A 13,469-nucleotide genomic window follows, 5' to 3' on the forward strand; every position below is an offset into this window, starting at 1 on the left:
ACGCCCTGCACAGGACGGCGGGCGTAGCGGCTCATGCCCTCGTCCGCTCGAAGGCTCCCGACATTCCGGACCGACAACCGGTGCTTCGGGAGCCATGCCAAGGAGCTCATGATGCCGATGTTCGCGCGTTCATTGCTTGCCGTTGTGCTGCTGCTTGCGTCGCTGCTGGTCGCCGCGCAATCGAAAGCGCCTGATGCCCTGGTCAAGGACGTCACGGAAGAGGTACTGAAGATCCTGAGCGAGGACAAGCAGATCCGCTCCGGCGACAGCACGCGCGCCGCCGAGTTGATCGAGACCCGCATTGCGCCGCATTTCGATTTCCCGCGCATGACGGCGCTTGCCGTGGGGCGTCACTGGACGCAGGCAAACGAGGAGCAGCGCAGCCGGCTCGCCGAGGAATTCCGCACGCTGCTGGTGCGCACTTACGCGAACGCGCTGACCGAGTACCGCGACGAGACGGTGACTTTCAAGCCGATGCGCCAAGGGCCGGACGCGAAGGAAGTGGTGGTCCAGAGCCAGATCAACAAGCCGGGCGGGCAGCCGATCGATCTCGACTATCGCCTGGTCGACAAAGGGGGCGAGTGGAAAGTCATCGACGTCACGGTGGCGGGCGTCAGCCTCGTGACGAACTACCGCAGCAGCTTCAACAACGAGATCAGTAGCGGCGGCATCGAAGGGTTGCTGAAGGCGCTGCAGGAAAAGAACCGCAACCCGCAGGCGCCCGCATCGACCGCCGGGGGAACGAGTTGATCGAGAGTGTTCAATGAGGGCAGCGCAGCGGAGGTTCCGTTACCGAACGGGATGCCGCTGCGCTTGTCCTTCTGCCTGATTCGTCACCCGTCTGTTGGCGAGCATTACCGCTTCCCGAGGCGCCTCGCGTTGGCCGTCGCCTTGGCGTGGATCGGCCGCAGTCCGCGGTGTGCGAGCGTCACTCCCGAACCCGCGAGTTTCGACATGCTCTGCGCCGATTCCGAAACCAGGTTGAAGAGGCCGGCCTGCCGCTCGACCGATTGTCCCAGGGTCTGGCTGCCGGCCAGCGACAGCATTGCAGTCGTGCCCTCGACCATCCGGGCGGACGTCTGTTCCCACAGGCGCTGGTTGAGTTTCATCAGGTGCATCGTCATCGCTTGCGCCGATTCGGCTGCCGCCTCGAATTTTTCCTGCCCCATCAGCGCGAATTCCTCCTGATCCTTCGCGCTGGGCGCAAAACCGGCGCCGGCCATCCGCGTCGTGCGGTGACCGATCACCTGGGCGGACGCCATCATCATCTCGATCGTCCTCACGGCGAGGTTGGTCCATTGGAGCATCGGATCGGCGGACAGGCCACGGGGTCGGCGTTGAGTCATCGTGAAGTTTTCTTCCATTCAAGGAGACGGAGTTGCCGGGACGGCGCCCCGACGATCGTCATAAACAGCAAGAGTAACAAGAAACGGTGGCGGAACGTGTTACGAGCCGTTCCCGTCGCGTGTTTCACCTGAATTCGCGATCGCCGGGAACGCGTCGGGGCAACGCGGCGCGGACTGTGGACGGGGTCGCGCAGCTGGAGTAAAGACTAGGACACGGGGTTGAGCGCAGTTGCGGCAGGCGCCCCGAGCGGCTGCAGCTTTCGCAACCACCACGCCGCGCCCAGCGCAATCGACATCGCCAGCGCGAGCGCCGCGACGACGCCCGGCCACGCCGCCCGCTCCCACGCCAGCCCCGAGAGCGTGCCGAGCAGGCTCGCGCCAAGGTAGTAGCTGCACAGGTACAGGGCCGCGGCGAGGGCGCGGCGCTCATGTGCGCGCCGGCTGACCCAGCCGCTCGCCGCCGTATGCGCGCCGAAATAGCCGAACGTGAACACCGCGACGCCGGCGATGACGGCGGGCAGGGCGCCCGACAGCGTCAGCGCGAGGCCGCAGCCGCTCGCGAGAATCATCATCCACAGTACCGTGCGCCGGCCGATCCGGTCGACGAGCCGGCCGGTCCACGCCGACGATGCGGTGCCGACGAGGTAGAGCATGAACACGCCCCCGATCGCGCTCTGGCCGAGGGAGAACGGCGCCAGCTGGAGACGGAAACCGAGGTAGTTATAGAGGCTCGTGAAGGCGCCCATCATGAGGAACGCGATCGCGAAGAGGCTGCGCATGCCCCGGTCGCCGAGCAGCGTCGCGGCGTCCGCGAGCACGTCGCCGAGCCCGGCGGCGCGCGGTGCGAAATGGCGCGAGCGCGGCAGCGCGTACCAGAACAGCGCGGCGGCGATGACGCCGATGAAGCCGAGGGCCGCCAGGGCGAGCCGCCACGAACTCCAGTCCGTCAGCACGGCGACGAGAAAGCGCCCGCTCATGCCGCCGAGCGCGTTACCGGCGATATAAAGTCCCATCGCGCGACCTTGCGCGCCCGGAGCGACCTCTTCGCCGAGATAGGCCATCGCCGCCGCTGGCAGGCCGGCGAGCACTGCGCCGAGCAGCACGCGCAGCACCAGCAATTGGGTGAAATCCGCGGCGAACGCAGCGGCGAGCGCGACGATCGCGCCGAGCACCAGCGCCGCCTTCATCACCCGCTCGCGCCCGTAACGGTCCGACAGCACGCTCGCCGGGATCAGCATCGCTGCGAGCGCGGCCGTTCCCGCGGCGACCGACAGGCTGGCAGTGGTCGGCGCGACGGCGAAATCGGCGGCCAGACGCGGCAGGATCGGCTGAGTCGCGTAGAGCATCGCGAACGTCGCAAAGCCGCCGACGAACATCGCGAGGTTGGCCTTGCGGAACGCGCTGCTGCCCGCTTCGATGCGGCCATCCTCGCGGATCGTGTCGGCAATGGCGTAACGGGTGGTCATTGGTCGTCTCCTCGAGCAAATGCGCTGTTCTCCGCAGACGAATGCTAGGTTGTCGCGATGATACGAGTCCAATATATTGTTCTGGCCTTGTCGATATAAAAAACAGATCATGGAGCTGCGCCATCTCCGTTATTTCGTCACCGTCGCCGAAGAGCTCAACTTCACGCGCGCGGCCGCGCGGCTGCATATCGGGCAGCCGCCGCTGTCGATGCAGATCCGCGACCTGGAAGCGGAAATCGGCACGCCGCTGTTCGACCGCAGCCGGCGGCGCGTTGCGCTCACCGAGGCGGGGCGGCGCTTTCTCGAGCATGCGCGGGAAATCCTCGAGCAGTCGCGCGAGGCCGTCGAGGAGGCGAGGCGTGCCGGACGCGGCGAGGCCGGCGAACTGAAAGTCGGTTTCGCGTCGTCGCTGCCGTACACGTCGACGCTCGCCGACACGCTATACACCTATCGCCAGCGATATCCGCAGGTCGGTCTGCAGTTGCACGAGATGTTCACGACGGAGCAGTTCGCGGCGATCCTGCACGGGGTTCTCGACGTCGGTTTCGTGCGGCACGGCGGCCTCGAAGTGCCCGCCGGCATCCAGGCGCGCGAGATCGGGCGCGACCCGTTGCGGCTCGTCGTCCACGCCGGCCATCCGCGGGCAGACCGGGGGGAAGTCTCGCTCGCGGAATTTCGCGACGACGGCTTCATCGCGTTTCCACCCGACGTCGGCTCGGGCCTGCCGTTCGTCCTCGATCGCCTGTGCCGCAGCGCCGGGTTTGCGCCACGCATCGTGCAGACGGCGCGCGAGGCGACGACGCAGATCGGACTGGTCGCCGCGGGCCTCGGCACCGCGCTGCTGCCGGCGCCGCTGGAGTGCGTGCGGTTGCCACGCGTGCGCTACCTTGCGATCCGCGACGAGGGGGCGCATTTTTCGCTTGCCATCGCCACCCGCGAGGGCGCCCCGAACCCGTTGCTGGCGGGGTTCCTCGACGTGCTGAAAGAGGTCGCCGGATAGGCGGTCAGCCCATGCCGGCCTGCAGTACCCAGATCACTGCGCTGATCGTGAGGAACGCACTGACCGTCGCGGCCATCAATGCCGCGGCGCACAGCTCTTCGCGGCCGTACTTCTGCGCCAGGATCGGATAGATGCTCAGCATCGGCATGCATGCGAACGTCACCGCGGCGATCTGCAGCGTGCGGTCGGTGGGCGGAACGAGCATGACTGCGACGAACACCGCGAGCGGGTGGAGCAGCAGCTTCCCGCCGACGATATACGCGATGTCGCCGCGCATGCCCTCGATTTTCAGCCCGACCAGCGTGCCGCCGATGACAAACAGCGCGATGCCGGCCGACGCCAGCGCGAGCATGTCGATCGCCCGCAGCGCCGGCCCGGGCAGCCGCAGTTCGAGCATCGCGCACGCGAAGCCGGCAGCGATCGCGAGGATCAGCGGGTTGCGGCCGAGGCGCAGAAGCGTGTTCGACACGACCTTGAGAGCGCTTTCACCGTTGCCGCCGCCGCTCTCCGCGAGCGCCAGCGCGAGAGGCAGGATCAGCAGATTCTCGACGAGAAAGCACAATGCGAGCGCGATCGCCGCGGGCGGTCCGAGCAGTTGCAGGACGATCGGATAGCCGATGAAGGCGCTGTTCGACAGCGACATGCCCATCCCGTGCACAGCGCTCAGCTGCAGGCTCCGGTGACGAAAAAAGCGCGTCGCCGCAACGCCGATCGCGAAGGTTGCAAGCGAGCCCAGCGCGTAGGCGAGCAGGTAACGGGTGTTGAGGATTTCCGCGAATGGCCGTTCGGTCAGCGCCTTGAACAGCATTGCCGGCAGGGCGATGTTGATCGTGAATTTGCCGAGGATGCGGGTGTCGGACTTCGCGAAAAACCCCCAGCGCACGGCGGCGAATCCGATGGCGATGACGATGAAGACCGGGCCGGTGATCGTGAATACTTGCAGCATGAACGAAATCCGGGCGCAGGCCGTATCCGGAACGGATTGCCATGCGAGCGGGCGAGGATAACACTGGACTGCAGAGTATCAGGGCACGGCGGAGCCGGGACGCGGGAGCGTTGCGGCGAGCGGGGTGCCGGAGAGAAGGGGGAGCGAGGGAAAAAGTGGAGGCAGTCACCTGCCCGGATCGTCACGCCGCGCGGCGGCGGTCGGGAAAGTCGATCACGCGGGCCTGGGTGCGCCGCTCGAATACCACCGGACCGGTCGCGTCGTTCCGGGCGCCGGTCGCGCCGAAGCCTGCCAGCACCCCCATTTCGGCCTGCGCAGCGGCGGTCATTTCGAACCACGAGCGGATGAGTTCGGTGATTCGCCGCGCGTTTTCCGCGTCGAGCGGGCGCAATGCCTGATCGTTCCCCTCAACGGGAGACGTCGGAGCGCGGGAGCGCGACACCTCGGCAATCGCGATGTTCGCCGCTTCGCTCTGAATCTGCACTGTCCGCTCCCGCAACGAATCCAGCAATACCGTCAGTCTGGTGATCGTCCGCATCGTCGGTGCACAAGCCGTGCCACCCACTTGCCGGAACGTCGCGGCCTCGGCGCTCGCCGTAGCATTCGTCGTCACCGGAGCTGCTTCTGCGCCGCTGTCCGCATTTGCGGCCTGCCACGCGAGCACCGCGTTCAACTGGCGTTCCCACGCGAGCCCCCAGGTTTCCGGCAGATCGAGCGGTGGAACGAATTCGCACTCCATGTTTTCGGTCCGAAGCTGTTCTGTCGGGAAATTCTTCATGTCTGGTCTCCTCATCCTGCGTCGATTCCGGGTATCGGTGAACCACCGGCTGCGCCTCGGCCTGCCGATACTGGTTGATAGTCGTCAAAGAGCGACTCGCCAAGGTGATTATGAGGAGGATCGGGGAGGTTGCCGATACTGTGCACTGTGTAGTGGACATCGTGGAAAAAGGGGTACTTTGCTGCCCAGAAGTGCGGCTATGCGACTACCGCCGGGCGATGCTAGCATTCGCGCATTTGATGCGTATTGACCACATTCGGCAGCGCCTGCGCGCGAGCGGCGCCAAACCCTGTCACGAGCAGCGCGTATTGCGCGCCTGGACGCACGCGCTCCCGCTCGATCGCGGCCGCTGCCGTTCCGAGGATTTTTTCCCGGCGCCACTGGGCGCCCGGCTACCTGCACTGGGCGCCGAGCTCGCCGCGCTCGCGCAGGTGCGCTCCGAGCATGCGGGTGAGGACGGCGCGCGCCTGCTGGTCGAACTGGCCGACGGCCAGACCGTGGAGAGTGTGCTGCTGCCGCGCGACGGCCTGTGCGTGTCCACCCAGGTGGGCTGCGCGGTCGGATGCGCCTTCTGCATGACCGGCCGCGACGGCCTGCTGCGCCAGCTCGGCAGCGCCGAGATCGTTGCGCAGGTGGTGCTTGCGCGTTCGCGCAGGGCTGTCCGCAAAGTCGTGTTCATGGGCATGGGCGAGCCCGCGCACAACCTCGACAACGTGCTTGAGGCGATCGCGCTGCTCGGTACCGAAGGCGGAATCGGGCACAAGAACCTCGTTTTCTCGACTGTCGGCGACCGGCGCGTGTTCGAGCGGCTGCCGCAGGGGAGCGTCAAGCCGGCGCTCGCGCTGTCGCTGCACACGACCCGCCCCGCGCTGCGCACGAAGCTCATGCCGCGCGCGCCGCGCCTCGACCCGGCCGAACTCGTCGAACTCGGCGAAACCTACGCCCGCGCGACCGGGTATCCGATCCAGTATCAATGGACGTTGCTCGCAGGCGTCAACGACGACGACGAGGAGCTCGACGGCATCGTCCGCCTGCTCGCCGGCAAGTACGCGGTGATGAACTTCATCCCGTACAACAGCGTCGCCGGGGCCGGTTTCGCCCGTCCTTCCTGGGAGCATGCGGCGGCAATGGCGCGCTATCTGCACCGGCGCGGGATCCTGACGAAGCTGCGCCATTCGGCGGGGCAGGATGTCGACGGCGGCTGCGGCCAGTTGCGCGCCCGGGTAATCGCCTCGGGTGCGCTCGGGCAGCCAGCCGAAGCTGCCCCCGACCGGGTCGTCCTCGTGCGCCGCGGGCAGGCCTGACCGCTCGCCCCGCGATTCCGCGGACGTCAGGCGTCGAGGGCGTCGATGAGGGCGAAAAGCCGTCGATAGAAATCGGGGTCGGCGACGGTTTCCTCGCCGACTTTCACCAGCGCTTCCTTGTGCGCAGTCCACGGCAGCGAAATCGAGCCGACGCCGGCGACGCTGACCCCGGTGCTGTTCGAACTCGACTTCAGTTCGTAACGCGTCTGCAGTGCGTTCGCGTACAGGACCGTCCCGACGTTGCTCGGCAGGCACACCAGCGTGATGTGGAGCGTTATTCCGTGGTCTGCCTTCGGCTGGAAGAATTTCTCGCCGCGGATGCTCGTCGGATTGGCGCTGTCGATGCGGTACCCCTGGCTCAGCAACGCGCGCTTGCCGACTTCGCACGCGACAGCCGGTTCCTGCGTGCTCCAGTTGACGAAGGGGGATTCGGGTTCGAAAGTCTCGGTACGGTAGACGGGCTGGGGAGACGAACAGGCGGCCAGGAGCAGTCCGGTGACCGCCATGACCGGGAGAAGACGCGCGCGCTGGAGCATGAGGGGAAATCCGGAAAGCAAGAGCCGATTCATTGGTCGCAATGTTAGAGCATCCTCGGCCGTTCGGCAGTGTGCACTTGCCCGAGACCGGAAAAAACAGCGCCGCTTTGCGACGCGGTTTCGCGCCGCTGGCAACGCCGGCCTCCAGGGGCTACGATCAATTATTGCCGATCCGCAAGGGAGAAGCCCGTGAAAAGCGTCGCCGCCATTCTGAAGGAGAAGCCCGATCCGACCGTTCATACGATCGGCCCCGACGCGTCAGTGTTCGATGCGCTCGGGCGGATGGCGGAACACAATGTCGGCGCGCTTCTTGTCATGGAAGGCGAGCGCCTCGCGGGCATCGTCAGCGAACGCGACTACGCACGCAAAGTCATCCTGCTCGCGCGCTCGTCGAGGGATCTGACGGTGAGCGCGATCATGTCGTCGCCGGTGATGTATGTGAGCCTGAACCAGACCAACGAGGAATGCATGGCGCTGATGACCGAGAAGCGGCTTCGCCATCTTCCCGTCGTCGAGTCCAGCAGAGTGGTCGGCATCGTGTCGATCGGCGATCTGGTGAAAAGCATCGTCTCGGAACAGCGCTTCATCATCGAGCAACTCGAACACTACATCGCCGGTGACCGCGGGATCTGAGCGCAGGCGATTCGGCCTCCTCGGCGGCCTCCTCAATTCCGCTGCTGCTACGTTGCTGCCGGACTCCCTCCCGCGGGGATGAGTCCGGAGGATGTCTCAGTGCGCCTCCTTGCGTGCGCCCGACGGTTTGCCCGGGGCAGCTCGCGGCGGCGACACCGAAGGTAGATAATCCTCGATCAGGTCCCGCAAGGTCGTGCTGAGCGGCATCGCGCCAGTCGTCTCCCGCAGCGCCGCAGCGGCGTCCCGCTGCCACGTCGACAAGGCTTCCTGCGCCGAAGTGACGAAGGCGCTGTGGCTGCCGATCATCGTTTCGGCGAGGCGCTGCACGGCGTTGAGCTGGTGCTGCGCGGCTTTCCACGGCATTTCGCCCGCTGCAAGCGTAACCGCAGCCCAATCGTCGGCAGCCAGCAGGCGATCGATGACGGTCTCGAATTCGGTGCTGCAAGTGCTGATCGAATGAGTGCTCGCGTCGATCCAGCGCAGGCTGTTTTCCCGCAGCAGCGCGCACAGGCGCAAGTGCAGTTGGAGATTCGTCTTGTACAGCGCGAGCGACGCACGAGTGTCGAAATGCATGGCGACATCCTTTTCGGGAGTGGCGAAGGGGACGGGTGCGGAAGCCCGAGAATGCCTATTTTTCCCGCACGTACTGGCCGGGGGCGTCATCGAGGGCGGGGTAGCCGGACTGCGGGGCACCCAATGCCGGCGGTGCGACCGGAGCCGCCGAGCGCGCTTTCAGCCAGGCAACCCACTCCGGCCACCACGATCCTTCGTGTTCGGGCGCAACTGCAAGCCAGTGGTCGGGTGAGACATAGTTGCCGCCTTCACGTCGCTCAAGAATCTGGAAGTGCCGTCGTGCCCGCCCGGGCTCGCTGATGATGCCGGCATTGTGGCCGCCGCTGGTCAGCACGAAGGTGATTTCCGCCGGGGTCAGGTAATGCAACTTGTAGACTGACCGCCACGGCGCAACGTGGTCCGTGACCGTGCCGACACAGAAAATCGGCGTGTCGATGTCGCTCAGCGCGACGGGTTTGCCCCCGACCGGATAACGCCCCTCGCTCAGGTCGTCGTTGAGAAACAGCAGCCGCAGGTACTGCGTGTGCATGCGAGCGGGCATGCGCGTTGCGTCGGCGTTCCACGCCATCAGGTCGTTCATCGGCGCGCGCTCGCCCATCAGGTATTCGCCGACCATGCGGGACCACAGCAGATCGTACGAGCGCAGCAACTGGAACGCGCCCGCCATCTGCCCGGCGGTGAGATAGCCGGTCTCGGCCATCTGGGCTTCGAGCAGGCTGACCTGGCTTTCGTCGATGAAGAGTGCAAGTTCGCCCGGCTCGGTGAAATCCGTCTGTGCCGCGAACAGCGTCATCGATGCGAGCCGCTCGTCACCGTCGCGCGCCATCGCCGCGTTGGCGATCGACAGCAGCGTGCCGCCGAGACAGTAGCCTGCGGCATGCACCTTGCGGTCGGGGACGATCGCATTGACCGCTGTAAGCGCCGCATGGAAGCCGGACTGCACGTAGTCTTCCATGTCGAGGTCGGATTCTTCTGCGCCGGGGTTCTTCCACGAGATGCAGAACACCGTGTGCCCCTGGTCGACGAGGTACTTCACGAGCGAATTGTGCGGTGACAGATCCAGGATGTAGTACTTCATGATCCACGCCGGAACGATCAGGACCGGTTCGGGGTGGACTTTTTCGGTCGTCGGCGAGTACTGGATCAGCTCGATCAGGCGGTTCTTGAGCACGACCTTGCCCGGCGTCACGGCGACATCGCGGCCGACGACGAAGTCTTCGGCGCCGGCGGGAGGATGTCCGGTCGCGACGCGCTCGAGATCGTCCAGCGCATTCACCAGCCCCCGCCACAGGTTCGTTCCTCCTTGCTCCGTGGTGCGTTTCAACACCAGCGGATTCGTCGCGAGGTAGTTGCCTGGCGAAAAGACGTCGAGCGACTGACGTGCGGTGAACGAGACGACGTTCTCATGATGCCGGGAGACGCCGGGAACGCCGCGCGTCGCCGCCTGCCACCATTCGTCTGCGAGCAGGAAGGACTGGTGCATCAGGTTGAACGGCCAGTGGTGCCATTCGTCGGCGATGAAGCGCCGGTCGCGCGCCGGAGGCTCGATGCATTCGTGCGCCGGCGAGGCCGGCAGCGCGAGGGCGAGTTCGCGGATGTAGCGCACCAGGCGACGGTTCTGTTCGAGCGCGAGGTTGACGAGCTCCAGCCGTTTGCCTGGCGAGCCGGCAAGGTGTCCGGCCCAGTCGATGCTCGCGAGCAGCAGGGACATCGGGGAAATCGACGACGTCGCCCGTGCCAGCGCGGCATGGACTTTGATGTCGAGAGGATTGCGACTGCTTGAGGGCGATTCCGGAATTGTCGGGGGCGTCGCGGGCGAGGGATTGCGCATATTCATGTTCATCTGCTCCTGCAGGGCAACAGCGGGGCGATTATCCGTCGAGCGGGGCTCGCGCATAGTGTGGGGCATTCTTTTATGCTGTGTTAGAGTTTTCGCTGCCCGGCATGGGGCGGAAGGAACGTTCAATCGCCGGAACGCGCAGCCCCTCAGGATTCAATTCCCTCGAAGGAGACGTCGATGAAGCTCTATCACTCCCCCGGAGCATGCTCGCTGGCGCCGCATATCGTCGCGCGCGAACTGGGCCTTGCGGTCGAACTGGAAAAAGTCGATCTCCCGACGAAGAAGACGGCCGGCGGCGACGACTACTGGAAGATCAACCCGAAAGGCTACGTGCCGGCGCTGGTCCTCGACAATGGCGAGGTGCTCACGGAAGTCGGTGTCATCTGCCAGTACCTCGCGGACCAGAAACCCGAATCGGGGCTGGTGCCGAAATTCGGCACGATGGAGCGTTACCACCAGATGGAGGCGCTCAATTTCGCCGCCACCGAAGTTCACAAGCAGATCGGGGCGCTGTTCAATCCGGCGATGACGCCGGAGTCCAAACAGGTGCAGCTCGGCACGATCGAGCGCCGCCTCGATGCGCTGGAAAAAATCCTTGCCGGAAAGCAGTTCGTCACCGGTGACACCTTCACAGCTGCCGATGCGTATCTTTTCACCGTGCTCAACTGGACGGGGATGCTGAAGATCGACGTCGCGAAGTGGCCCAACATCCAGGCGTTCATCGCGCGTGTCGCGCAGCGGCCCAAGGTGCAGGAGGCGATGAAAGCCGAAGGCCTGGTCGCGTAGCGACGAGGGCTCTTGCACCCGGAAAAACGGCCCGTCGATGTGAAGTCGACGGGCCGTTGTGTTTTTTGCGCGGCCCGTGGAAGGGCTGCGAAACAGCGTTCAGCGCTCGCTCAGGCGGCGAAATTCTTCGATGCGAAGTCCCAGTTCGCGAGATTGTTCAGGAACGCGGCGACGAAGTCCGGGCGGCGGTTGCGGTAATCGATGTAATAGGCGTGTTCCCACACGTCGATGCACAGCAGCGGCTCGTCGCCGGTCGTCAGCGGCGTGCCCGCAGCGCCCATGTTGACGATGTCGACGCTGCCGTCGGCTTTTTTCACGAGCCACGTCCAGCCGGAGCCGAAGTTGCCGACGGCCGAGGTGGTGAAAGCCTTCTTGAAGTCTTCGAACGACCCCCACTTGGCTTTGATCGCGTCGGCCAGTGAGCCCGCCGGTTCGCCGCCGCCGTTGGGCTTCATGCAGTTCCAGAAGAAGGTGTGGTTCCAGACCTGGGCGGAGTTGTTGTAGATGCCGCCAGCCGGGGCCTTCTTGACGATTGCCTCGAGATCGAGGTTCTCGAATTCGGTGCCCTTGATCAGGTTGTTCAGGTTCGTCACGTAGGCCTGGTGATGCTTGCCGTAGTGGAATTCCATCGTCTCGGCCGAGATGTGCGGGGCCAGCGCTTCTTTCGCGTAGGGCAGCTGAGGCAGGGTATGTTCCATTTTTCTCTCTCCTGTTGCAATTCAGGTTGTTGGGCTAAAAGCCTGACGATTCTAGTCGGGCTTTGATGATGGTGGCAATGCCGCAACAGCGACTCCGCAAACAGCGCTCTGCCGGAACCGCGCGTTTTTCGCGTCATGCGTCCGTGCTGTTCACCGTAGCATGAAGTCGGCCGGTGGCCAGTTCGACCGATACCTTTTCACCGCTGCCGACGCCCGCTGACGTGCGCAGGATATGGCCCTGCGCATCCCGCGTGATGCTGTAGCCGCGCGCCAGCACGGCGTGTGGCGCGAGGTGCTGAAGATGGGCGGCGAGGCCTTCCAGGCGTGCGCTCTGCCGGTCGATCAGGCGATCTGCGGCGAGGACGAGGCGGTTCGCCAGGCGTGCGCAGCGTTCGGCCTCGCGGTCGATGTCGGGCCGGCGCGCCTCGAGGCGAAGGCAAAGCTGCTCATTGCGGGCGTGCAGGCGCTCGAGACGCCGGCTCATCGCGGCGGCGAGCCGCACGCCGAGACGGGCCGTACGCTCGTGTGCCACCGCCAGGCGTTCGCGCGGGTGGACAAGGCGCAAGGCGGCGCGGTCGAGCCGCTGTGCGAGCGTGTCGAGGCGATAGTGCAGGGCTGCCGAAAGCGTCCGGCCGAGCGAAGTGAGGCGCGCACAGGCTTCATGGTAGCCGGCGCTCGCGAGTTCGGCTGCGCCGGTTGGCGTCGCCGCGCGCAGGTCGGCGGCAAAATCGGCGATCGTGAAGTCGGTCTCGTGTCCGATGCCGCTGACCACCGGCACCGGGCAGGCGCGGATCGCCCGGGCGAGGTTTTCGTCGTTGAACGCCCATAGATCCTCGATGCCGCCGCCACCACGCACCAGCAGCAGCAGGTCGATGCCATCCGTTGCGGCGCGCGCCGAGGCCACGCGCACCGCTTCGGCCAATCGCGTTCGAGCCGCCTCTCCCTGCACCGGAGCCGGGTACAGCACGACTTCGAGGTGCGGCGCCCGTCGCCGCAGCGTCGCGAGAACGTCGTGCCACGCGGCCGCTGCCGGCGACGTGACGACGCCGAGGCGTCGCGGGTAGCGCGGCAGCGCCCGCTTGAGGGCGGCATCGAACAGTCCTTCGCCGGCGAGCCTGTCCTTCAGGCGCACGAAGGTTTCGAAAAGATTTCCGACTCCGGCTTGCCGGAGCGCTTCGATACCGAGCTGGAAGTCGCCGCGCACCTCATACAGCGTCACCAGCGCGCGGGCTTCGACGCGCATGCCGTTTTCCGGCCGGAACGGCAGCAACTGGGCGCGATTGCGCCACATCGTGCAGCGAACCTGCGCTTGCGCATCTTTCAGCGTGAAGTACAGGTGGCCCGATGGCGCGCGAGTCAGGTTGGACAGTTCGCCGCCGACCCACAGCAGCGGAAAACGGGATTCGAGCGTCTGGCGCGCGAGCCGGTTGAGTTCGGCGACGCTCAGCACGTGGCCAGCCGAAGGGAGGCGGCACGGATCCCCGTCGCCATGCGGGAGCTCGGTTTGCATGCGCGGATTGTAGCGGAATCCACAAGCGCGGCGCCTTGTCAATCCTGATCAGG

14 protein-coding genes are annotated in these 13,469 nt (G+C 65.7%); 5 read left to right on the top strand and 9 right to left on the bottom strand.

Going from position 1 to position 13,469, the window contains the following annotated elements; all coding sequences use genetic code 11:
- Positions 1-111: 111 nt before the first annotated feature.
- Positions 112-750 (top strand): MlaC/ttg2D family ABC transporter substrate-binding protein, encoded by a 639-nt coding sequence (locus EBN1_RS14265; protein ID WP_011238670.1) that lies wholly within the window; start codon positions 112-114, stop codon positions 748-750.
- 104 nt (positions 751-854) lie between these two features.
- On the opposite strand, the gene EBN1_RS14270 is transcribed toward EBN1_RS14265, so the two are convergent.
- Positions 855-1,346: a polyhydroxyalkanoate granule-associated phasin gene (locus EBN1_RS14270; protein WP_041647365.1), complete on the bottom strand. Its 492-nt coding sequence runs from the start codon at positions 1,344-1,346 to the stop codon at positions 855-857.
- Between the two features lie 206 nt (positions 1,347-1,552).
- Positions 1,553-2,812 carry an MFS transporter gene (locus tag EBN1_RS14275; RefSeq protein ID WP_011238672.1) on the bottom strand — a complete coding sequence of 420 codons (1,260 nt, stop codon included), beginning with the start codon at positions 2,810-2,812 and terminating at the stop codon, positions 1,553-1,555.
- A gap of 109 nt (positions 2,813-2,921) precedes the next feature.
- On the opposite strand from EBN1_RS14275, the gene EBN1_RS14280 reads away from it, so the two are divergent.
- A complete protein-coding gene (locus EBN1_RS14280) occupies positions 2,922-3,812 on the top strand; it encodes a LysR substrate-binding domain-containing protein (protein WP_041646414.1) in 891 nt (296 codons plus the stop codon).
- 4 nt (positions 3,813-3,816) lie between these two features.
- On the opposite strand, the gene EBN1_RS14285 is transcribed toward EBN1_RS14280, so the two are convergent.
- Positions 3,817-4,758: an AEC family transporter gene (locus EBN1_RS14285; protein ID WP_011238674.1), complete on the bottom strand. Its 942-nt coding sequence runs from the start codon at positions 4,756-4,758 to the stop codon at positions 3,817-3,819.
- Positions 4,759-4,939: 181 nt separating this feature from the next.
- Positions 4,940-5,536 carry a hypothetical protein gene (locus EBN1_RS14290; RefSeq protein ID WP_041646415.1) on the bottom strand — a complete coding sequence of 199 codons (597 nt, stop codon included), beginning with the start codon at positions 5,534-5,536 and terminating at the stop codon, positions 4,940-4,942.
- Between the two features lie 239 nt (positions 5,537-5,775).
- Here EBN1_RS14290 and EBN1_RS14295 point away from each other — a divergent pair, with 239 nt between their 5' ends.
- Positions 5,776-6,840 (top strand): RNA methyltransferase, encoded by a 1,065-nt coding sequence (locus EBN1_RS14295; protein WP_041647372.1) that lies wholly within the window; start codon positions 5,776-5,778, stop codon positions 6,838-6,840.
- A gap of 26 nt (positions 6,841-6,866) precedes the next feature.
- On the opposite strand, the gene EBN1_RS14300 is transcribed toward EBN1_RS14295, so the two are convergent.
- Positions 6,867-7,376: a DUF2242 domain-containing protein gene (locus EBN1_RS14300; RefSeq protein WP_041646417.1), complete on the bottom strand. Its 510-nt coding sequence runs from the start codon at positions 7,374-7,376 to the stop codon at positions 6,867-6,869.
- Between the two features lie 189 nt (positions 7,377-7,565).
- On the opposite strand from EBN1_RS14300, the gene EBN1_RS14305 reads away from it, so the two are divergent.
- Positions 7,566-8,009 (top strand): CBS domain-containing protein, encoded by a 444-nt coding sequence (locus EBN1_RS14305; RefSeq protein ID WP_011238678.1) that lies wholly within the window; start codon positions 7,566-7,568, stop codon positions 8,007-8,009.
- A gap of 96 nt (positions 8,010-8,105) precedes the next feature.
- Here the strand turns inward: EBN1_RS14305 and EBN1_RS14310 are convergent, their stop codons facing one another.
- Positions 8,106-8,582: a hypothetical protein gene (locus tag EBN1_RS14310; RefSeq protein WP_011238679.1), complete on the bottom strand. Its 477-nt coding sequence runs from the start codon at positions 8,580-8,582 to the stop codon at positions 8,106-8,108.
- Positions 8,583-8,637: 55 nt separating this feature from the next.
- Positions 8,638-10,425 (bottom strand): PHA/PHB synthase family protein, encoded by a 1,788-nt coding sequence (locus tag EBN1_RS14315; RefSeq protein WP_011238680.1) that lies wholly within the window; start codon positions 10,423-10,425, stop codon positions 8,638-8,640.
- A 174-nt stretch (positions 10,426-10,599) separates the two neighbouring features.
- On the opposite strand from EBN1_RS14315, the gene gstA reads away from it, so the two are divergent.
- Positions 10,600-11,208, top strand: a complete 609-nt coding sequence (gstA, locus tag EBN1_RS14320) for a glutathione transferase GstA (protein WP_011238681.1) — start codon at positions 10,600-10,602, stop codon at positions 11,206-11,208.
- A gap of 110 nt (positions 11,209-11,318) precedes the next feature.
- Here gstA and EBN1_RS14325 read toward each other — a convergent pair whose 3' ends face one another.
- Positions 11,319-11,906, bottom strand: a complete 588-nt coding sequence (locus EBN1_RS14325; protein ID WP_011238682.1) for a superoxide dismutase — start codon at positions 11,904-11,906, stop codon at positions 11,319-11,321.
- Positions 11,907-12,039: 133 nt separating this feature from the next.
- Entirely contained in the window at positions 12,040-13,416 is a 1,377-nt protein-coding gene (xseA, locus tag EBN1_RS14330) for an exodeoxyribonuclease VII large subunit (RefSeq protein WP_011238683.1), read from the bottom strand.
- Positions 13,417-13,469 lie beyond the last annotated feature (53 nt).

The sequence above is a fragment of the Aromatoleum aromaticum EbN1 genome (assembly GCF_000025965.1).
Classification (GTDB): domain Bacteria; phylum Pseudomonadota; class Gammaproteobacteria; order Burkholderiales; family Rhodocyclaceae; genus Aromatoleum; species Aromatoleum aromaticum.